Source organism: Cytobacillus sp. T106, assembly GCF_040492155.1.
Lineage (GTDB): Bacteria > Bacillota > Bacilli > Bacillales > Cytobacillaceae > Bacillus_AB > Bacillus_AB infantis.
Map to the genome: position 1 here is coordinate 393,442 of NZ_JBEUMK010000002.1, position 21,736 is coordinate 415,177.

General features: G+C 43.7%; 20 protein-coding genes and 1 pseudogene. 18 read left to right on the forward strand and 3 right to left on the reverse strand.

Going from position 1 to position 21,736, the window contains the following annotated elements:
- Positions 1-139: 139 nt before the first annotated feature.
- A pseudogene (locus ABU165_RS06350) lies at positions 140-280 on the reverse strand (SDR family oxidoreductase); the annotation flags it as partial.
- Between the two features lie 238 nt (positions 281-518).
- On the opposite strand from ABU165_RS06350, the gene ABU165_RS06355 reads away from it, so the two are divergent.
- The 16 genes from ABU165_RS06355 to ABU165_RS06430 all read left to right on the forward strand — a co-directional run bounded on the left by ABU165_RS06355 (position 519) and on the right by ABU165_RS06430 (position 17,662).
- Positions 519-1,685 carry an anhydro-N-acetylmuramic acid kinase gene (locus tag ABU165_RS06355; protein ID WP_318059813.1) on the forward strand — a complete coding sequence of 389 codons (1,167 nt, stop codon included), beginning with the start codon at positions 519-521 and terminating at the stop codon, positions 1,683-1,685.
- Positions 1,686-1,738: 53 nt separating this feature from the next.
- Positions 1,739-2,647 carry an N-acetylmuramic acid 6-phosphate etherase gene (gene murQ, locus ABU165_RS06360; RefSeq protein WP_318059814.1) on the forward strand — a complete coding sequence of 303 codons (909 nt, stop codon included), beginning with the start codon at positions 1,739-1,741 and terminating at the stop codon, positions 2,645-2,647.
- A gap of 19 nt (positions 2,648-2,666) precedes the next feature.
- Complete coding sequence (locus tag ABU165_RS06365) at positions 2,667-3,734, forward strand: serine hydrolase domain-containing protein (protein WP_318059815.1); 1,068 nt, start codon at positions 2,667-2,669, stop codon at positions 3,732-3,734.
- A gap of 18 nt (positions 3,735-3,752) precedes the next feature.
- Positions 3,753-5,300: an ABC transporter substrate-binding protein gene (locus ABU165_RS06370; RefSeq protein ID WP_318059816.1), complete on the forward strand. Its 1,548-nt coding sequence runs from the start codon at positions 3,753-3,755 to the stop codon at positions 5,298-5,300.
- A gap of 50 nt (positions 5,301-5,350) precedes the next feature.
- Positions 5,351-6,295 carry an ABC transporter permease gene (locus tag ABU165_RS06375; protein ID WP_148949808.1) on the forward strand — a complete coding sequence of 315 codons (945 nt, stop codon included), beginning with the start codon at positions 5,351-5,353 and terminating at the stop codon, positions 6,293-6,295.
- A 27-nt stretch (positions 6,296-6,322) separates the two neighbouring features.
- Entirely contained in the window at positions 6,323-7,153 is an 831-nt protein-coding gene (locus tag ABU165_RS06380) for an ABC transporter permease (RefSeq protein ID WP_148949807.1), read from the forward strand.
- A gap of 66 nt (positions 7,154-7,219) precedes the next feature.
- Positions 7,220-8,215 carry an ABC transporter ATP-binding protein gene (locus ABU165_RS06385; RefSeq protein WP_318059817.1) on the forward strand — a complete coding sequence of 332 codons (996 nt, stop codon included), beginning with the start codon at positions 7,220-7,222 and terminating at the stop codon, positions 8,213-8,215.
- Entirely contained in the window at positions 8,208-9,185 is a 978-nt protein-coding gene (locus ABU165_RS06390) for an ABC transporter ATP-binding protein (protein WP_318059818.1), read from the forward strand. Before ABU165_RS06385 ends, ABU165_RS06390 begins: the two co-directional genes overlap by 8 nt.
- Positions 9,186-9,206: 21 nt before the next feature.
- Positions 9,207-10,094 carry a MurR/RpiR family transcriptional regulator gene (locus ABU165_RS06395; RefSeq protein ID WP_318059989.1) on the forward strand — a complete coding sequence of 296 codons (888 nt, stop codon included), beginning with the start codon at positions 9,207-9,209 and terminating at the stop codon, positions 10,092-10,094.
- A 309-nt stretch (positions 10,095-10,403) separates the two neighbouring features.
- The gene (locus ABU165_RS06400) at positions 10,404-10,736 is read left to right on the forward strand and encodes a DUF3870 domain-containing protein (RefSeq protein ID WP_318059819.1); all 333 of its coding nucleotides are present in this window, start codon (positions 10,404-10,406) and stop codon (positions 10,734-10,736) included.
- Between the two features lie 220 nt (positions 10,737-10,956).
- Positions 10,957-12,000, forward strand: coding sequence for an LLM class flavin-dependent oxidoreductase (locus ABU165_RS06405; RefSeq protein ID WP_318059820.1), 1,044 nt, complete (start codon positions 10,957-10,959; stop codon positions 11,998-12,000).
- A 55-nt stretch (positions 12,001-12,055) separates the two neighbouring features.
- Positions 12,056-12,607 carry an NADPH-dependent FMN reductase gene (locus ABU165_RS06410; protein WP_318059821.1) on the forward strand — a complete coding sequence of 184 codons (552 nt, stop codon included), beginning with the start codon at positions 12,056-12,058 and terminating at the stop codon, positions 12,605-12,607.
- 91 nt (positions 12,608-12,698) lie between these two features.
- Complete coding sequence (locus ABU165_RS06415) at positions 12,699-13,658, forward strand: hypothetical protein (protein ID WP_318059822.1); 960 nt, start codon at positions 12,699-12,701, stop codon at positions 13,656-13,658.
- A complete protein-coding gene (gene fahA / locus ABU165_RS06420; protein ID WP_318059823.1) occupies positions 13,658-14,965 on the forward strand; it encodes a fumarylacetoacetase in 1,308 nt (435 codons plus the stop codon). The genes ABU165_RS06415 and fahA overlap by 1 nt, the downstream gene beginning before the upstream one ends.
- Before the next feature lie 22 nt (positions 14,966-14,987).
- On the forward strand, positions 14,988-16,154 hold the full coding sequence (locus ABU165_RS06425) for a homogentisate 1,2-dioxygenase (RefSeq protein ID WP_318059824.1): 1,167 nt from the start codon (positions 14,988-14,990) through the stop codon (positions 16,152-16,154).
- A gap of 182 nt (positions 16,155-16,336) precedes the next feature.
- Complete coding sequence (locus ABU165_RS06430; RefSeq protein ID WP_396349963.1) at positions 16,337-17,662, forward strand: MFS transporter; 1,326 nt, start codon at positions 16,337-16,339, stop codon at positions 17,660-17,662.
- Positions 17,663-17,723: 61 nt separating this feature from the next.
- On the opposite strand, the gene ABU165_RS06435 is transcribed toward ABU165_RS06430, so the two are convergent.
- On the reverse strand, positions 17,724-19,034 hold the full coding sequence (locus ABU165_RS06435; protein WP_318059825.1) for an HRDC domain-containing protein: 1,311 nt from the start codon (positions 19,032-19,034) through the stop codon (positions 17,724-17,726).
- A gap of 417 nt (positions 19,035-19,451) precedes the next feature.
- Between ABU165_RS06435 and ABU165_RS06440 the strand changes: the two genes are divergently transcribed.
- The gene (locus tag ABU165_RS06440) at positions 19,452-19,952 is read left to right on the forward strand and encodes a hypothetical protein (RefSeq protein ID WP_353762613.1); all 501 of its coding nucleotides are present in this window, start codon (positions 19,452-19,454) and stop codon (positions 19,950-19,952) included.
- A 77-nt stretch (positions 19,953-20,029) separates the two neighbouring features.
- On the opposite strand, the gene ABU165_RS06445 is transcribed toward ABU165_RS06440, so the two are convergent.
- Positions 20,030-20,257, reverse strand: a complete 228-nt coding sequence (locus ABU165_RS06445; RefSeq protein WP_318059827.1) for a hypothetical protein — start codon at positions 20,255-20,257, stop codon at positions 20,030-20,032.
- A gap of 639 nt (positions 20,258-20,896) precedes the next feature.
- Between ABU165_RS06445 and ABU165_RS06450 the strand changes: the two genes are divergently transcribed.
- The gene (locus tag ABU165_RS06450; RefSeq protein WP_318059828.1) at positions 20,897-21,697 is read left to right on the forward strand and encodes an SDR family oxidoreductase; all 801 of its coding nucleotides are present in this window, start codon (positions 20,897-20,899) and stop codon (positions 21,695-21,697) included.
- Positions 21,698-21,736: the final 39 nt, after the last annotated feature.

Here is a 21,736-nt window from a genome sequence, read left to right on the forward strand (position 1 = left end):
TAGTACCCCTCAATTCTAAAATAAGCCTCAACTAAGTTTTTACCACTCCTATAGGCGGATAAACCTATAAAAGCACATTAATCTTTTCAAAAGAAAAAGCTGACTCGAAAAGCGGTGAGTCAGCTTTTTTCTGCTATTGCTATAACGCAGCCATTTCGCCGTCGAAGCGATATTGTGAGCTAGTGATAAATTTGCTGTCATCTGAAGAAAGAAATACCACCAGGCTGGCAATATCTTCACTTTCGCCATAGCGGCCGAGCGGGATGCCCTGGGCAAACTGCTCTTGAGCGCCACTTGCAGGTTTATTGTAGCAATACTTTCTTCATACTTATAATAATAAGGGTCGTTGGAATAGCTTTAAGTTTGGCAAGTAACAGATTGTGAAAAAATTTCCTTAATCCCTATGTCCCAATTTCTGAAAAAATAATTCAAAAAATTCATAAAAGTATTGATATTTTATTTTGTTTTCCATAGAATACTAGTTAAGCGCTTACAAAAATTTTGAAAGGAGTGAGAGTTTGGATTTTCCGAGAATGAAAGTGGTCGGTATCATGTCGGGTACCTCTTTGGATGGGATGGATATTGCGATTGTTGATGTGCAAAAAGTGAACGGCAAGATGGAATTTGAGCTGGTTTTTTTTACAACAATTCCCTACGAGAAAGAACTGAAAGCCCGCCTGGAAAAGGTGGTTGTCCCCAATACCTTATCTCCTGAAATTTCGTCTATGAATATGCTGCTGGGGGAAGTTTTTGCCGATGGTGTGTTAGCTGCCATCAAAGAATCCGGAATTGATGTGTCGGAGATTGACCTGGTCAGTTCACATGGACAGACCGTATTTCATGATCCGGTTTACAAGGAGAACGATTCTTATTACCGGCCAAACACACTGCAAATCGGTGACATATCCGTCATTGCCGAAAGGACTGGAATCCCTGCGGCCGGCGATTTCCGGACGCGCGATGTGGCAGTAGGAGGGCAGGGTGCTCCTTTAGTTCCTTTCCTGGATTACATCCTGTTCAGGTCGGAAGAGTCGGGAAGGGTGCTCGTCAATATTGGAGGGATATCCAATATCACAGTGCTTCCTAAGAATGCTTCCGGTGAAAAAGTGACTGCGAATGATACCGGGCCAGGGAACATGGTTATAGACGCATTCACTGCTTGGCATACCAATGGAGCTCAAAGCTATGACAAGGACGGAAATCTTGCTGCGAACGGAAAGGTTGACCAGGAGTGGCTAAGGGAGCTGCTGGAGCATCCTTATTATAAAGAAGCTCCTCCTAAGAGTACAGGCAGGGAGCAATTCGGCATTGAGTATGCGAGGGATCTATGGGACCAGGCTGAGAGCAGAAACATTCCGGAATTAGATAGGATTGCGACTGCAACTGCGCTGACGGCTGTTTCGCTTGGCAAAGCGTTAGAGAAACACATCAAGGACGACGGTGTGGAAGAAATCTATATCAGCGGCGGCGGGCTTAACAATACGAGTATGATAAAAGGACTGAAAGACTATTTGCCGGCAACGGTGAAAATCGCTTCTACTAAGGAGCTTGGCATCAATAGCGATGCAAAAGAAGCGATTGCTTTTGCGATATTCGGATATCTTTGCTACCACAAGCAGCCTAATAATTTACCAGCGGCTACCGGGGCATCCAAAGAAGTAATCATGGGCAAGATCGCCTGGTAAAGCTGATTCAATCAATTTATTAACTCTATCAATACAATTAGGATGGTAGGTAAATGGAAGATTTAACAAAACTGGCAACAGAAATGTATAACGAGAAATCCACGGCGCTGGATCGTATGGCGACGATTGAAATACTGAGACTCATGAACGAAGAAGACTCTTTTATTCCACAGGCAGTCCAGGAGGTACTTCCGGAAATTGAACAAACAGTGGAAGCTGTTGTTGCTTCGTTCCGGAAAGGCGGAAGGCTGTTTTACACAGGCGCAGGTACAAGCGGGCGGATGGGTTTGATGGATTCAGTAGAATGCCCGCCAACTTTCAGTACAGACCCCGAAATGGTCCAAGGTGTCCTTGCTGGGGGCGACCGGGCTCTCATGAAAGCGGTGGAGGGTGCCGAAGATAATGAACAGCTTGGCCAGGATGACCTCCAGGCACGGGGCTTAACTGCCAATGATGTTGTCATAGGGATTGCAGCAAGCGGCAGGACCCCTTATGTGGTAGGAGCCCTTCAATATGCACGTTCAATCGGCGCTATGGCAGTAAGCCTGACCAGCAATAGAAATGCTGAAATTAGCAAGCATGCTGACATAAAGATTGAAGTGGAGACAGGGCCTGAAGTACTGGCAGGATCGACCCGATTAAAGGCTGCAACAGCCCATAAAATGATATTGAATATGATCAGTACAGCCTCCATGGTGAAAATGGGAAAAGCTTATAAAAATTTAATGGTTGAAGTTAATGCTTCTAATTTTAAACTGAGGGAGCGGGCGAAGAAGATTGTCTGTGAGGCAACAGGGACTGATTATCAAACAGCATCAGAAGTTCTTGAAAAGACGGAATATTCAGTAAAACCAGCCATCGTAATGCTTCTCTCAGACGTTATATATGAAGATGCGCTGCAGCTATTGGCTAAAGCGGATGGATTTGTCCGGGGTGCCGTGGAGCAGGTACATCATGGTTAGCCCGAAAGAGGAAAATCCTATGAATTCTCTTGAAGAGAGTATCAGCCAAATATTCCAGAAATACATGGATAAAGATTATATGGCCGGCGGTGTTTGCCTCGTTAAGCAGAATGATAAGGAAATATTGTTCAAGGCCTATGGCAAGCGAAACACAATGACGGGCGATGAAGTTACCATAGATACGGTATTTGACCTGGCAAGTGTAACGAAAATAATCACCTCAACATTGATTTTAAAGCTGGCAGGTCAAGGCCGATTGTCCTTGGATACAACATTAGAACACTGTCTTCCTGCAGCGGCCGGCATTAAAATACTGGCGCCTCTCACAATCAGGCAATTATTAACACATTCTTCAGGCCTGACTGCCTGGTATCCCTTCTATACAGAACTGCCTAACAGTAGCCTCTATGAGATTTTAAACTCCATTGAACTGAAGCATCAGGAAGAAGACCGGGTCGTCTATAGTGATCTGAATTATATTTTACTAGGTGAAATTCTTAAAGAAATGCATGATAGCAGCCTGCAGAAAATCGTTGAAAAAGAGCTGGCCTCCCCGCTGAAATTAAGCCGCCTGACGTATGGCCCGATTCACAAGATTGATGTTGCCGCCACGGAGTTTGGCAATCAGATAGAGATGGACATGTGCCGAAGCAGACATAGGGAATTCGCGGGCTGGAGAGATACGGGCAAGCCCATTATAGGCGAAGTCAATGATGGGAATGCCTATTATTTTCTTAACGGCGAGTCAGGGCATGCAGGTTTATTTGGAACTGCTGCAGACTTGAGCGGAATAGCTGACTTGTATTTGAAAAGGGGTTATGCGGCAGATACAGAGTTTATCCAATCTGATCTGATCAAAAAATCCATGGAGAATATCGTTGAAAACAGGGGATTAGGCTGGCACAGCTCAGATCCTTTTCCGGAAGGCGTGGGCCATACGGGCTTTACCGGGACTGCCCTTTGGATTGTGCCGGAGAAAAATCTGCAGGCAGTGCTTCTTACGAACCGGCTGCATGTGGATGAGCCGAAGAATATCAATCCGTTCAGAAGAGAGATTTTTGAAGAAATACGGCAATATTTTTTATAAAAAAAGGGGGAAAAGTAAGTGTCTAAAAAGGGTTTTCAATTGCTGTTTGTACTTGCTATTTTAGCATCGATGTTAATAGCCTGTTCAGGAAAAAGTGAAACTTCAGGAGAAGCCGGTGAAGGCGGCAAAAAAGCGGAACAAATTTTAAAGATTGCCAATGACCAGGAGCCTGCTGGACTGGATCCGCATAAAACACCAGCGCATTCTTCTGTCCGCATTTATTCCCAAATATACAATGGTCTAGTTAAGTTCGATGACAAAATGGAAGTGGTCGGCGACCTTGCCGTTGAGTGGGAACAGCCGGATGATCAGACCTATGTGTTCAATCTGCGTGAAGGCGTTAAGTTTCACAATGGCAATGAAATGACAGCTGAAGATGTGAAATACAGCTTTGAACGCATCCTTGCTGAAGAAACTGCTTCTCATATTGCGTCTTATTTTGCCAATGTAGACAGCATTGAGGTGCTGGGAGACTACCAGGTTCAATTTAACTTAAAATCTCCTGATGCGACTTTCTTGTCTAATCTAACAAACTCGAGTGCAGTGGTAGTTTCGAAAGAAGTTGTAGAAGAAAATGGTGATCTGCAGCAGGTTGCTGTTGGTACAGGACCTTTTAAATTTGAAGAGTGGGTGCCTGACAGCAAAGTCGTCTTAGTGAAGAACGAAGACTATTATGAAGAAAGCCTGCCAAAGCTTGATGAAGTGGTTTACTACACAATGAAGGATGAAGCTTCCAGGATGTCCGCGATCCGTACTGGAGAGGTTGATCTGACAACAGTAAATGCAAAGTCTGCTTCATTGCTTGCGAAGGACGACAAGATTGAAGTAAAAGACTATCAATCTCTTGAATACAGCTATGTAGGTTTTAATGTAAATGTTAAGCCCCTGAACGATCCAAAGGTCCGCCAGGCACTAAGTCTTGCAACAAACCGCAAAGCAATTGCGGATGTTGTGTGGAATGGCGATGCAGTGGTATCAGGTCCGGTGGCACCATCAATGGGAGATTGGGCCATTGACGTAGCAGAGAACGAATTATATGCAAATGATGCTGAAAAAGCGAAGAGCCTGTTAGCTGAAGCAGGATATCCAGATGGATTTGATATTACGATTACAACGGCATCGACATATCCTGATATGGTCGACACTGCCCAGATCCTGCAGCAGCAATGGAAAGAGATTGGTGTGAATGCAGAAATCAAGCAAATCGAGTGGGGCGAGTATATCGATACATGGCTGAACACATCAGCTGATGTACTGATCGGCCGAAACGGTTCCGGTACTGATCCTGACCGCGCCATGCAATACTTCTTCCATACAGAAGGTTCTGCTAACGTTTGGGGCTTCTCTGATGCAGATTATGACAAGCTTGTAGAATCCGGTAAGACAACGCTTGACGCTGCTAAGCGCAAAGAAATTTATACCGAAGCACAAGAAAAATTAATCGACTTGTCTCCAAATTTATTCCTGGTATCTCCAATGAAATATGTAGCGGTGAGAAAATCGGTAGAAGGATTTACTCCATATCCGCATAACGGTGAGTATATATTAGAGGTTTCAAAAAAATAACAAAGTAGGGGCTGCCTTGGCAGCCTTCTGCTCATTAAGGGTGAACACCGATGTATGCCTATATTCTGAGACGATTATTGATGTTGATTCCCGTATTATTCGGCGTATCAGTCGTTATTTTTTTCACATTAAGAATTATACCCGGCGACGTGGCAGCCACTATTCTTGGGACCGATGCCACTCCTTCGGCTCTGGCGCAGCTAAGGAAGGATTTTGGGCTGGACCGGCCTATCCATGAGCAATATTTCAGCTGGATGGGCGGTGTGCTGACGGGTGACTTTGGCGAGTCTATGCGGACAGGAAAAGAAATACTTCCTGATATTGCAAGCCGCTTTGCCATTACCTTTGAATTAACGATGCTGTCTGCTTTTATCTCATGGATCATCGCTATCCCTCTGGGGATCATTGCAGGAATTAAACGCAACTCTAAGACAGACTTTGGTGTGCGGATCATTTCTCTGCTGGGCGTGTCCATTCCCAATTTTGCGCTTGCCACCGTATTGATTCTCGTACTGGCCCTGTTCTTTTCCTACAGCCCGCCGGTCGGCTATGTCGGCTTTTTCGAGGATCCGATTACTAATCTGCAAATCTTGTTTTTGCCGGCACTTGTCCTCGGAACCTCTATGGCTGGGGCAGTAACAAGGATGACAAGGTCTTCGATCCTGGAAATATTGAGGCTCGATTTTATCCGTACCATTCGTGCGAAGGGCGCTAAAGAGCGTGTCGTTATTTTTCAGCACGCATTAAGAAATGCGATGATTCCCATTCTGACCATTATCGGGATGCAGATTGGCGTCCTGCTGGGCGGAACGGTCATCATTGAACAAATATTCTCGCTCCCTGGCCTGGGTCAGCTTGTTTTAACAGGAATTAACCAGCGGGATTTTACAGTCGTACAGGGCTCCGTTTTATTTATCGCATTTGTTTTTGTCATGATCAACCTGATTGTAGATATTTTGTATTCATATCTGGATCCGAGAATTTCGTATAAATAGTCTGCAGAAAAGGGAAGTGTGAGTTTCATGAAAGAGTTTTTTCAGCGGTTGGCCAGTGATAAGGTAGGCTTGCTTGGCTTTATTGGGATTTTAATCGTGATTCTGGTTGCTGTGTTTGCACCTTTGATCGCCCCTTACAGCCCGGATAAGATGTTCACCGAACACACTTTGGAAGGTCCGAGCGGCCAATTTTTGTTTGGTACAGATGAACTGGGAAGGGATATATTTTCAAGGACCGTATATGGTGCCCAGGTTTCGCTGCAGGTTGGATTGATTGCAGTGGGAATAGGTGCTACGGCGGGATTGTTCTTCGGTTTGATCAGCGGATATTTTCAGGGAAAAGTGGATCAGGTGATCATGCGGGTCATGGACGTCTTTTTTGCCTTCCCTGACATTTTGCTGGCATTGACCATTGTTGCTGTTTTAGGGCCAAGCCTTACAAACACGATGATTGCCATAGGAATTGTCTTCACCCCCGTTTTTACCAGGCTTGTAAGATCGGCGGTGCTGTCTGTGAAAGAAAACGAGTATTTAACGAGTGCTGTAGCGATTGGGGTGCAGCCTTTGCAGATCATCACCAGGCACATCACCCCTAATATTATGGCCCCTTTTATCGTTCAGATTTCATTAGCCTTATCAGGCGCTATCCTGACTGAAGCAGCATTAAGCTTCCTTGGGCTTGGCGTCCAGCCGCCTGACCCATCATGGGGAGTTATGCTGAATGCGAGCAGGACGTATATGGAGTTTGCGCCTTGGACGATTCTTTTTCCAGTAACGGCCATTGTCTTTACGATCCTGTGTTTTAACCTTTTGGGCGACAGCCTCAGGGATATTTTAGATCCGAAACTGAAGCAATAGAGCAACATCTTAGCATAGCAGTCCTGGTGAATCGATTGACTGTTATTCTGAAGGGGAGAGGTCATTTTGAATTCTGTATTGGAAATCAAGGATTTATCTATAGAAGTAAATACAAAGAAGACGAAGTACAATGTGGTCGAGGGCATTAATTTATCGATCGGAAAGAAGATGAAGTACGGGATTGTCGGTGAGTCAGGGAGCGGAAAGAGTTTGACATCCCTCGCAATCATGAACCTGCTTCCGGATGTTCTGAGAGTATCTAAAGGCAGCATCACGCTGCACACGGACGAAACGAAAGAGCTTACGGGTTTATCTAAAAGGGCCATGCAGAAAATCAGGGGAAATGATATCTCGATGATCTTCCAGGAGCCGATGACTGCGCTGGATCCTTTATATACCATCGAACATCAGCTTTTGGAAGTGTTGAAGTTTCATAGAAATTACAGCAAAAAAGAGATGCGGGAACTGGGTCTCGACATGCTCAATAGAGTCGGCATTTCAAGGGGCAAAGAAATTTTTAAAAGCTACCCGCATCAGCTTTCCGGCGGGATGAGGCAGCGGATCATGATTGCGATGGCGCTGATCTGCGAGCCGAAGCTGCTGATTGCGGATGAGCCGACAACAGCCCTGGACGTAACGATTCAGGCGCAGATACTGGACTTGATGAATGAACTGTCCGAAAAAAATGACACATCCATCCTGATGATTACACACGACCTGGGCGTTATCCTGGAAACATGCGAAAGAGTGGCCGTTATGTATGCTGGACAGGTAATGGAAGAAACAACGGTAGCGAAATTATTCAAGAATCCATCCCACCCGTACACACAGGGACTGCTGAAATCGATCCGCTCTCTGGGGGACCGGAAGAACACTTTATATTCGATACCTGGAAATGTTCCAACACCGGCTCAATACGAGAATATGGGCTGCAGATTCGCCAGCCGCTGCCCTCACGTCATGGATATCTGCCGGACGAAAGAGCCAGCTATGAATGCTGTGGAAAAGGACCATAAGAGCAAATGCTGGCTGCATGAAGAGGAGGCCGTGCTATATGGCTGATACAGCTTATGCGATTGAAGTCAAAAACCTGAAGAAATACTTTCCTATTAAAGGCGGCGTTTTTAAAAGAACGGTAGGAAATGTGAAAGCCGTCGATGATATCAGCTTTCATGTTAATAAAAACGAGACGCTTTCATTGGTAGGGGAAAGCGGCTGCGGCAAATCAACGACTGGAAGAACCATCTTAAAGCTATATGAACCAACCGCAGGAGAGGTCTTTCTTGATGGTCAGAGGATTTCCGATATACCTAAAGGCGAGTTTCGTAAAATGCGCAAAGATATACAGATGATTTTCCAGGATCCTTTTAGTTCCTTAAACCCGAGAATGACGGTAAGAGCCTTGCTGCTGGAGCCGTTATTGACCCATAAGCTGGCCACGAAGAAGGAAGCAAATGAACTGGTTGCTGAAATGATTGAAAAAGTAGGACTCTCTAGAGAGCAGCTCAACCGTTTCCCCCATGAGTTCAGCGGAGGGCAGAGACAGCGGATCAGCATCGCCAGGGCATTGATCGTCAAGCCGAAAGTAGTCATCCTGGATGAAGCAGTCTCAGCATTGGATGTTTCCATCCAATCGCAAATTCTTAATCTGCTGATCCAGCTGCAGGAAGAGTTTCAGTTAACGTATGTATTCATCTCCCACGATCTTAATGTGGTCCAGCATCTCAGTGATCGGGTAGGAGTTATGTATCTGGGGCAGATGATGGAACTGGGAGAGACAAAAGATTTATATAATAAACCACTTCATCCCTATACAAAGGCTTTATTGTCAGCTATTCCGTCCCTTGATCCTGATATGAAAAAGGAAAGAATTATTCTGCAGGGAGATGTGCCGGATCCATCCAATCCGCCTTCCGGCTGTCCGTTCCGTTTGAGATGCCCCAAGGCGCATGCCCGTTGTGCGGAAGAGAAGCCCAGGTTCCTGGAAGTGGAAAAAAATCACTGGGTCGCCTGTCATCTTTATGACGAATAAAGAATGAAAGTTGGTTCTGACATGTCGAGTACAAACGCAGGCATTTTTATGCTGAAAGAAATGAAGGATAAGCTCCCTCCCTCAGAACGGAAAATTGCAGAGTTTATTTTAAAACAGCCCCAGGATGCGATTGGCATGACAACAGCCGGCCTCGGCAAAGCGACAAACACAAGCAGCGCGGCAGTCATCCGGATGTGCAAATCTCTTAATGTAAGCGGCATCCAGGAGCTGAAGATCCGGATTGCCGGCGACCTGCAAAGGAAGGCGAAAGACGTACTTAGGGATATAGAACCCAATGAATCATGTCCATCCACTATTGAAAAAATGACTTCCCACAGCCTTCAAACCATCCGGGAAACCGCAGACCTGCTGCATAGCGAGGAGCTTGAAAAAGCTGTAGAAGCATTATTGGACGCGAAAGGAATTCATTTCTTTGGAGTTGGTGCATCAAGCATTTCTGCGCTAGATGCGGAACAGAAGTTCCTCAGAATCAACAGGCCGGCAAGAGCATATAACGACTTGCATATGTGCACAACCGTGGTGGCGAATGCTGATGAAAGGGATGTCGTGCTGGGCATTTCCTTTTCCGGAGAGACCTATGAAGTCGCAAAAGTCCTGCAGCTGGCAAAAGAAAAGGGAGCAACCACCATCAGCCTTACCAAGTACGGCAGCTCCCTGGTTTCCAGCTATGCAGACATCTGCCTGTATACCTCCAACTCTATGGAAGCCACATTCAGAAGCGGCGCCACATCCTCACGCCTCGCACAGCTTCATGTGATTGATATTTTGTTTATGTGTGTGGCGTCCAGGACTTATGAAAAGACCGTTACGTATTTGGATTCTACGAGAGATGCGATTGGGTCTTTGTTTGAGGAGCCGTTTCGGCGGGGGAAGAGGGTTAGGGTGTAGAGCTTGGTGACAGGGTACCGCCCGAGAAATCTTGTTTCACAAGAAGAGAAGGTTTTGTTGACTTGGTAATTACATAAAGGTGAGAGTTGAAGTAATAGAACTTTCACTCATAATAAATCTTAGGAAGAGCGGGGCAATGCCTTCCCTTTTTCTCCATTGATCAGCTGAAGAATATTAAGTGAATTTTAATTGCTTTGTGATAATATGATGATGTGTATTTCGTTAATTAGCTGGATACTCCAATGATTTTAAGCTTTACTGAAAGCACCACTTTTATCTTGATGAATGGTAGAGAAAGGGATGAGGCTAGTGTCAATAGAAGTTAAGGAGAAGCACGTACTGGTTGCGGGATTTGCTCAATTGCCAAAGGGTACGCCAGTATTCGAGGTTCAGAAAACGATTGGCTGTATTCTTATGGTTGATACCGAGACAAATGTAATTGAGGATGCTACTTTTACTTTCATACAAGATCTGACAAATGAGTTTGCCAGTGCTTTGCTCCTTGGTAAATCTTTGGATCATACTGAAGAGATCATTAAAGACATCGAGCAAAAGTTCATTGTTCCCCCACAAAAAGCCGTTATCCAAGCATTACTTTCAGCGAAGAAGAGCTACCTGGAAAGAAAAATTACTGCCAGTTAAAGAAAACGCTTGCAATATACTGAAAATTAACAATATAATAATATCAACAACTTAAAGCTAGTGCGGAACTGGATTATCTATGGAGCAAGGACAAGGGCCGGACCTCTATAAGTAGATAAAGAGCCAGTGGCGATAAGAATTAAATGGAGTGTTTCTCCGTTTAGTTTCTATTGCTGCTGGCTTTTTGCTTTGTTAAAAAACATATATGGAGGGCTTAAGAATGGAATTCGGTTTATTTACGGTATTTGATAATTATAAGAACATTGATGGAAATTTCAAACGGACTCCAGAAGAATTGCTTCAGGAAGTTCTGGAACAAACAGTCTCAGCAGATGAATTGGGATATAATGCTGCCTGGTTCGCAGAGCATCATTTCAGTGAGTATGGAATCATGACTACTCCCCAAACTTTTTTGGCAATAGCAGCAGAACGTACCAAAAATATCCGATTAGGGACAGCGATTGTGACACTGCCATTCAAAAATCCAATTCAAGTAGCTGAAGATTATGCCTTGCTTGATGTTCTTAGCAACGGCAGGCTGAATCTTGGATTGGGAAGCGGTTATCTTCCGCATGAATTTGCAGGTTTCAATGTGGAAGGGAAAGATAAGGCATTAAGATTTAATGATTCTCTTGCAGTTATTGAAAAGGCCTGGAAAGGTGAGAAATTTTCCCATGAGGGCGATTACTACCAATTCAAAGATATAAAATTGGAGGTACTCCCTAAGCAAAAGGAAATGCCCATTTGGATCGGTACTTTAACACACAATGGGGCAAAGTTTGTTGGGAAGATGGGGTACAACATTAGCGGAGTTCCTTATGTCGCCTGCAACTCCATTCCGGAATTGAAGGAAATTATCGAAAGCTATAAATCTACTTACCGTGAGGCTGGTCACGATGAGCGTAAAGTGAATATCCCGCTTGCTATTCATACCTATGCAGCTGAAACGACAGAGGAGGCGGTAAAGACTGCTAAACCTCATTTAGACTTGTATCTTGATACTCGTATGTACGGTAAAAGTGCAAAATATGAGGATTTAAGAGATAAGGAACAGGTGCTGATTGGTTCACCGGAAGATATCATTGCCATGATCAAGAAATATCAAGATGCTGGCTGTGATCATATTATGATGCTTATGAACTTTGGGGGATTGCCTCATGATAAAGTACTGAAATCAATGGAATTAATTGCAAAAGAAGTAATGCCGGCATTCAAGGATAACTCTGAAAAAGAATCGCTCATTGAAGTAGCCCGAAGCGTTTGAGCCGCTGTTTTGAAAGTTGAGTTTACGCGAACCTGAGGAGAGAGGAGATTCAATAATGAAGCTGCTTGGTATATCCGGAACAATATTAGGGGCTAAAACCGCTGTATTAGTAAAGAGAATACTTGATGAGGTACAGCGAAGGCATCCAAGTGTCGAGGTAGACCTGCTGGATCTAAGTAAATATGAGCTGCAATTCTGTGATGGAAGAAAAATAGGTGAGTATAGCAAGGATACAAGAGAGGCGATAGAAAAAGTTTCTCAGGCTGATTTTTATTTGATTGGCTCACCTGTTTTCAACAGTTCATTCCCAGCACCGTTAAAAAATCTCATCGACCTGATCCCGCCTGAGGTATTCCGGAACAAGGTTATGGGGTTTGCTGCTAATGGAGGGACTTATCAGCATTATTTAATGATAGAAAACCAATTAAAGCCTATTGCCGGCTATTTGCGCGCTTATGTTGCACCAAGTTATGTGTATGCTCATACCAGTCATTTTAACGAACAAAATGAAGTGTTTGACAAGGATATTATATGCCGCATTGAGAATCTGGCAGATGAATTGGTTCGGATGCATCAAGGTGTGGGCAGCGAATTAACAAAAATCTAAAGTTATCCTGTTTTTTTCAGCCATTACTACCGGAATCGCTGAAGAGAATCTGGTTTCTATATGTGATTGAACAAAGAAGGATGTGAGGAACGTGAAGAATGCCCCGGCTGTCTATGCATTTTTAGAAGGGTTGATTGATTATGCCGGTTTATTTCCGCCAGCCAGTCTTCCATTGGAGACTGCTATTAGGAATTATGAGAGCTATATAAACAGCTCCGATTCTTGGATGCTGGGTCCTTTCATCGTACCTGTTGCAAAGTTGCCGGAACTACAAAAATATCAAGAGTTATTTACAATGCAGAGGCCGTTGGCGCTAACAGTTGTTGGGCGTAAAAGCAGGTCGATAAATGAGTGCCTGAAACAGCTTAACGAGGATTTAGATTATATTTGCACCTATGCAGCTAATTGCAAGCATTGGTTAAGCGTAAACGTGATTGAGGTCCCCTTGCCGCCTGTTATTCCTTCTCAGGAAATGCTCAAAGAGATTTCAGGGGAAACAAGCAAGTTGGGGATGAAGGTGTTCTGTGAAGTATCCCTTCAGGACAGCGACGGTTGGAGAAATCAATTAGGCAAGTCATTAGATTCAATAGCTGCTTTTAATGCACTGCATAACGAAAAGATAGGGATAAAGCTGCGGACAGGTGGAACTAGCGCAGAAATGTTTCCTGCTCCTCAGCAAGTTGCATTTGTACTTGCTTCTTGCAGCTTGCGTAAATTGCCAATAAAGTTCACTGCGGGACTGCATCATCCAATACGCATGTACCGGGGAGAAGTAAAGACAAAGATGCATGGTTTCCTGAATGTCTTCCTTGCAGGTATGTTCGCCTATCACTTGGATCTCGATGAAGGCAAAATAGAAGAAATCCTTTTAGATGAACATGAAGAACATTTTGTGGTAAATAGAGACGCTTTCTTTTGGAAGGATTTAAGACTTCCTTCTGAAGAAATGAAGGATTTACGGAAACAATACCTTTGCTCATTTGGAAGCTGCAGTTTTGTGGAACCAAGAGATGAATTTATGGAATTAAGCAGCCGACAGGAGGTCATTTAATGAAGTCTTTTATTGAAGTACAGCCGGAATCTCACTTCCCGATTCAAAACCTCCCATATGGTGTTTTTAGTACAAAGAATTTATCGGAACCGAGAGTGGGAGTGGCTATCGGAAGTTTTGTACTAGATTTGTCCATATTGGAGGAAAAAGGTTTTTTTGAAGATCTATTAGGCAAGGATACAAAGATTTTTAGCCAGTCCACTCTAAATTCATTTATGATAATGGGCCGGGATGTTTGGAGTGGGACAAGAAAAAAGATTCAACTTTTATTGTCAGAGGATGAGCCTGATCTTAGAGATAATGATGAACTTCGAAAACAAGTATTGCTGCCCAGAAAAACTATTACACTCCACCTTCCTGTCAAAATAGGAGATTATACAGATTTTTACGCCTCTAAAGAGCATGCGATGAATGTAGGAGAAATGTTTCGCGGCAGGGAGAATGCCTTAATGCCGAACTGGACTCATTTACCGGTAGGGTATCATGGGCGGGCCAGTTCTGTTGTTTTGAGCGGTACCAATGTTAGGAGGCCTTTGGGACAAATAAAGCCTCTTGATCGTCCGCCAGTCTTCTCCGCCTGTAATCAGCTAGATTTTGAATTGGAAGTGGGCTGTTTTATTGGCACAGGCAATGACCGCGGGGAGCCCATTGCCATTGGAGACGCGGAAAAACATATTTTTGGCATGGTTCTAGTAAATGATTGGAGTGCCCGTGACATTCAGTCATGGGAATATCAGCCTTTAGGTCCCTTCCTGGCTAAAAGTTTTGCAACTTCCATTTCTCCGTGGGTAGTCCCGCTGGAAGCCCTGGAACCATTCCGTATAGAAGGGCCTTCTCAAGATCCAAAGCCATTAGAGTATCTGGAACAAAAAGGGCCGGGCTCATTTGATATTCAGCTTGAAGTCCATCTAAGGGGTAAAGGGATGAACACATCAAAACGGATTTGTTCAACCAATTATAGTTCTTTGTATTGGAGTGCAGCCCAACAAGTTTCTCACCATACTATAGGAGGATGTAACCTTAATTCAGGTGATTTGCTTGCTTCTGGCACTATAAGCGGCCCTCAAAAAGATTCCCGCGGAAGCTTATTAGAAATAACCTGGAGAGGGACAGACCCCATACAGTTAAACAACAGTGAACAAAGAAAGTGGCTGGAAGATGGTGATGAAGTGACAATGACAGGCTGGTGCCAGGGGGATGGATATCGGATCGGCTTTGGAGAAGTCACTGGTGTAATTGAACCAGCCCTTGACAGAGAAGTGGCATTAAAGGAGAAAGCTGGCATGGGTGCTGGCGCTGTAAGGTAAATCAACAAGGAGGCTGAATGATATGCCGTCTTATCAGCAAATGGGGAAGGTTCCCCGTAAAAGGCACACTGTATTTCGCAATGAGGATGGATCCCTGTATAGGGAGCAAGTAATGGGGACTAAAGGATTTTCAGGGATCCAATCCATTTTGTATCACCATAATCCACCTACGCAAATGAGTAAGGCAGAACTATTCGGCGAACGGAATGCTGAATATGAAGAGCAGAGTGCGCTGCGGCCGCGTCACTTTTATACCGGGGATGTAAATAAAGAACCGCAGGATGCTTTTATGGGCAGAGAGTACGTCTTAGGAAATGAAGATCTTTTAATTGGCATTGTAAGGCCTTCTGAAGGTATGAATTACTTCTACAGAAACAGTGATGGCGATGAATTATTATTCGTCCATCATGGCACAGGGAAAATTGAATCTACTTTTGGAACACTCAGCTATAAGCCAGGTGATTATATTGTTATACCAGTAGGGACAATATACCGTGTAGCTCCCGATCAAGGGGAGTCCAAGTTTCTAGTTGTAGAAACAAACAGCTGGATCACAACACCTAAGCGGTATCGGAATGAATTTGGCCAGCTTCTTGAGCACAGTCCTTTTTGCGAAAGAGATATTAAAGGGCCGGAAAAGTTAACTACTTACGATGAAGCTGGGGATTTTGAGGTAAGGACAAAGTCAAGGGGATTCTTGCATTCCCACCATTATCCTCACCACCCCCTGGATGTTGCAGGGTGGGACGGATATTTATATCCATGGATCATTAATATAGGTGATTTTGAACCGATAACAGGCCGTATTCATATGCCGCCTCCCATTCATCAGACATTTGAAGGGCACAACTTTGTCATTTGCTCCTTTGTCCCAAGACTGTATGATTATCATCCGGAGGCTATACCTGCACCATATGCACACAGCAACGTAGACAGTGATGAGGTCCTCTATTATGTAGAAGGCAATTTTATGAGCAGAAAAGGAGTAAAGCAAGAGTCGATAACTCTTCATCCTTCAGGAATTCCCCACGGCCCGCATCCAGGAAAAGCTGAAGCCAGTATCGGAAAAAAAGAGACACTGGAACTGGCAGTTATGATTGATACCTTCCGTCCGTTGAAGGTTGTAAAAAAAGCACAAAGACTGGAAGATGAAAACTATCAATATAGCTGGTTGAACAAAAATAAATGAGACTGGCTACTTGGTTGGCAACTGTTCGAGGGGAGAGAAATAATTGCTTCTTCCCTCCAACCGTTAGCAACAGAGGTTCCTCTTAACAAAAACGGAGGAGAGCTTAATAGAGACTGACCATTATAATGTTTTATTTGCCTAAATTAAGGAGTGAAATGAGAATGAGTCAAGTAATTAAAGAAATGCCTCGCCAAGCAAATGTGGATAGTCAAGCATCCCAAGCAGGAGTGCCTGGATCTTTAATGTATTTTATACTGGGTATTTGTTTTTTCTGCATTTTGGCAGATGGGTACGATTTGGGCATTTATGGTGCTGTTCTCCCGAGTCTGTTAGATTACCAGCCATGGGGATTAACAGCTGCTGAAGCTGGGACAATAGGAAGCTATGCACTATTTGGTATGCTGTTCGGTGCTGTGTTTGTAGGAACAATTACAGATCTTATAGGAAGAAAGTGGACCTTGATAACTTGTCTCACATTATTTTCGTTGACAATGGCAGCCTGTGCCATGGCTCCATCACCAGGAGTTTTTGGCATTTTCCGTTTTATTGGGGGAATTGGCTTAGGGGGAGTGATTCCGACCGCCTCTGCGCTTGCCGTTGAATATTCACCGACTCACCGCCGGACATTGAATTATTCCATCATGTTTACTGGTTATTCTTTCGGAACAGTTATGGGTGCAATTTTAGCCATTCTTTTATTAGAGTCATTCGGCTGGAGGTTCATGTTTTGGATTGGCGCGATTCCTTTATTGATTGTACCAGTTATGATCAAATACTTGCCTGAATCAGTAAGCTTCCTTCTCTCAAAAAATAAAACTAAAGAAGCAGAAGAAATTTGTAAGCGTTATCAAATGAATATTTTATTTTTTAAAGAACAAGAAAGCGGAGCAAAAATGGGTGAGCAAAATGAACAGAAATCATTAAAAGGGCTGTTCTCAAAACAATACTTCAGGGCTACCTTATTTATTTGGCTAACATACATGATGGGTTTCTATTTAGTGTATGGTTTAAACACATGGCTGCCGAAAATAATGACAGAATTAGGCTACTCACTTAATTCCAGTTTATCTTTCTTGTTAGTGATGAATCTTACCGCAGGAATAGGCGCACTATTTGCAAGCGCCATTGCTGATCGCTGGGGATCGAAAAGGGTTATTGGCGTTTCTTACTTTCTGGCAGCAGTCTGTGCATTTGTTTTAACTCTGGGAGCACCGCCACTAGCAGTAACATACGTATTAGTAGGCATTGCTGGTTTCGGTGCAGTCGGAAGTACACAAATTCTCAATGCTTTTGTTACAAAGTATTATCCGGCGAGATCCAGGGCTACTGCTTTAGGGTGGGGTCTGGGGATTGGCAGGATTGGTGCAATTTCGGGACCGATACTTGTGGGCTACCTGTTAAGTATGAATGTTGATTTAATCTGGAGCTTCTATACATTTGTTATTGCAGGTATTATTGCTGTAATTGGCACCGTGTTAACACCAAGTAAAAAAGGGGAAGTAGTTTAAAATTGTTTTCGGTACCTGACACAGACCGGGAAATTTAGGAGGGGGACAGCCCCCTCCTTTTTTATTTTCCCTTTACTATATCCAGCAGTTCCTGCCCAAACTCCCCGGCTTTTTTAGGCCCGATGCCTTCTATATTCAATAGTTCACTCATAGTACCAGGCCTCTTAACTAATATTGATTCTAGCGTATTGTTAGTAAAGATATAATACGGTTTTACATTGAGCTTTTTTGAGTGACTGGTTCTGAATGCTATTAAAGCTGACCGAATTTCTTTTTCATTTGGTGAATCATTCTGGGTATCCTTGGTGTGCTGCTGCTTTGACAAAAGTGATTCTGGCGGTTGTCCGCTAATGATCGCCACTAGATCCTTTCCGTAGTCCACCGCTTTTTTCTGGCTAACCCCTTCAATCTCTAGCAATTGCTCAATGGTCATAGGCTTTTTCTCCAAGAGCCCATCCAGCATTTTATTAGTGAAAATATGGTAAGGTTTAATATTCAATTCTCTTGAACGGTTAAGACGATATTCAGTTAGAGATTTTTTTAAGATGCTATCCTTATCATTTAATTTTACAGCTGGGACAGGGGAAACGTTTGATAATTCCTTTTGAGGCGCTAGAGATGTTTGCAGCAAATAATCTTCTTTGTTAAATTGCTTTTCTTTACTGTATTTCAGGATAGTATCCACGATCCCATAGACGAGTTGATCTGTCATGAATACAGGTGATTTTTTCTCCAGCTCATTTTGAATGAAAGCTTTGATTTGGTCATGGCGGATGACACTTGAGTGTACATTTGCCGGCGCATTTTTAGCGATATTTAATATAGTTTTGGGATTTGCAAATGTAACAGCATAGGTAACGGGACAATTTTTTATGGCGCCGTCATCTTTCAGGAGTTTTTCCAGGATTCCCACATGCCGCCCGACTTGGTTGATCGGGCTGTACATCCCTTCTTTGTTAATGATCCTGTTGTTCTTCGTAATTACTCTTTGAAATTCCCCTTTATCAGTAATATGTATATTGCCAAACATCTTTTTCACTTCTAATACCAGAATAAACTTATGTGTAATAACGACAAAATCTAATTGAGCAGCATAATCCTCATACTCCAGATACACGTCATGCAGGATGACCAGCGGCAGCATGGAGTGCTGGAGTTCAAACAGGACGTTTTTTTCTCCTGTTTGACCGATGGTGAATAACTTCAAGTGGTTTTCCACTTTTTTCAGGTCGATGTTTGGATCTTTGCTTTCAGCCAGCTCGGTCAGATGTGAGATAGTGGCTGATTTTTCATTGAAATGCTTATAGATTTCAGGTTCTTTTATATCCCGCTTGTCTGTTAAGACATTAAAGACGTTTTTAAGAAAAGACATTGTTTCCCCCGCTTTCGATTAGATCCTACGTTCATATGTAAATTTTTGTAAATAATAGTATAATTATAGCAAAATAGGCAGTTATTTTCATGAAAAGCAGATAAGATTGAGATGTTATGTATCGGCCAGTGATCAGCAGCAGTCGAAAGTTTTTTATGATCAGTTTAATATGAGTTAGTTGATTAAGCAGGCTGCTGGCCAGATTATAAAGCGCCACCCTCTGTGGCCCGGTGTGTTTCTCTAGGATACAAACAGGCTATAAATAAATTAATCAAACGTTTGATTAATATGGCTTTATTCCTTCTGCCATGCGGTTTTCTGTTCAGTAAAGGAGCGGCACACTATGAACTTTTAAAAGGAATCTATTTTTACCTAGAAAAGTGTTATGGCAGCGGGATAGCCAAGAGGAGGCTGATGATGAAAACACTAAAGGTATGGCCAATCATACTTCCGGCTTTGTTCCTTACTGCCTGCAGCGAGTTGGAAACCAAAAATGATGGTGAGTTTATGTTCGGAAATCTGTATGCTGATTCAATGGAATCGGGTGAAAGCTATTATATGGTTCTGCCGATTGAGTGGACGGGTGAAGAGCCGGCAAGCATTACTTCTATTGACTTAATTAAAGAAGATGGTGCTCCTGTTACATTTGAGGAGGATGGGATTGCCTATAAATTTTTCGGTGCCGATCCTTTGAAGGAAACGGGTATATATTCGGGAGACCGCAATTTAGGGAAAGTAAAAGATATACATGGATTTAAAGTCCAGGGAGAGAGCAGGATTGCTGCTGAAATTCAACTTGGTGAGGTGAAGGAGGATGAAAGCAGGGAGGCGAAGGTTACTTACAAGATTGGTGGTGAGGAGTATGAGGAAGTGGTCGAGTGGGATACGTTTGCAGAACTTAGTTCAAATTCCCAGTGAAATGCCGGCTGTGATGGAGCGCTATAGGTGTATGTTGTGAACGGTTATGGATTTGAAGCTCTTAAAAAGGGGTGATCTTAAATCTTTTCCATTCTGCTCCAAACAAAGGTAGCAAGGGCTGCCCCAAATAACAAACATGCAGCCCAAATTATCAACACCTCAGTAAATGCAATACTAATGGGAAATGAACCAAGGAGGAATTTAATAATATAGTAATCAAGTACAAGCGGGATAGATATGGCCAGGCTGTACACCTGAACAAATCTTTGTTTTCCCATCTTTCTTATTTGACTCCATCTCATCATCTTAATCCCCCCAGTTAACTGAATCCTCACACTATATATATGGCTGACTAGACATTTCTTGTTAAGTTTCTGCCTGATTCATTCATATGGCCTGCTTTATACAGATGCCGGTTAGCCGTAAAAAACTAATCGAATGTCTGATTAATTCTCCATAAGCCCCCATAAGCATTACATGCGTTTTATACCTGTCTGCCTCTCCTTCGTTCCGTCAGCAAAGCTTTGTGGTAAAGGACCGGGGACTGTCCCTATGGATCCCAGCCCAGAAATGGGCCAAGGGACCAGATCCCATGGCTCCACCGAGAAAAACGAGCCAAGGGACCTGCCCCCCGGCTCTAGGTGTACAAAAAAGCGCACGGCTCCCCTAGAGCTGTGCGCTTTTCCCACGAAAAATCGAGCCAGGGGGACTGACCCCCTGGCCCACCACCCAAAAAACGATACAAGGAACCCGACCCCATGGCCCACCACCCAAAAAACGATACAAGGAACCCGACCCCATGGCCCACCGCGGACCTCCTGGCCCAATTCATACACCCATTTTCACACTTGAGTGAAAAAGTCTGTATTAATCATTTCCTGTTCTATTACTATACTGAAATTAGAAATTGTAAGTGTTTTCAACTTGGTGAGGAGGAATGACAGATGAGCGGTTCTTGGCTTGGTTTGGAAGAGAAGGTAGCGATTGTTACGGGTGGTGCTTCGGGCATCGGTTTACATATTACGAATGAACTCCTGAAGAACGGTGTGAAGGTTGTGGTTGCCGATTTGAATGGGGAAGAAGGACAGCAGGAAAACGGGTCTTATTTTATCCAGTGTGATGTGACGAAGAAGGAGAGTGTTGACCAGGCGGTTGCGAAGACGGTTGAGCTGTTCGGGTCTTTGGATATCCTAGTGAATAATGCAGGTGTGAATCTTCCTAGACTTTTGGTTGACGACAAGGGAGAAAAGCCGGAATATGAGTTAAGTGAAAAAGACTTTGATTTCATGGTTGCTGTAAATCAGAAGGGTCCTTATCTGTTTGCCCAGGCTTCTGCGAAGAAGATGCTGAAGCAGAGCGGCGGTGTGATTATCAATGTATCTTCAGAGGCCGGCCAGGAAGGTTCTGCCGGACAAAGCTGCTATTCCGCAACAAAGGGAGCGGTGATTGCTTTTACAAGGGCATGGGCGAAGGAGCTTGGCAAACACAATATTCGTGTCGTTGCGATTGCCCCTGGTATCATTGAAACAACTGGCCTCAGGACAGATGCTTATAATGAAGCATTAGCGTACACACGCGGTGTGACGGTTGATGGTCTTTCAACGGATTACAGCAAATCGATCCCGCTTGGGCGCGAAGGAAAGCTGACAGAAATTGCTGATTTGGTTTCTTATCTGGCTTCTGACCGTGCAGGCTATGTAACAGGGACAACTTTTAATATTTCAGGCGGTAAATCCCGCGGCTGATGCTTTGAAAAGACGTTATTACGACGCCTTTATGGAAGC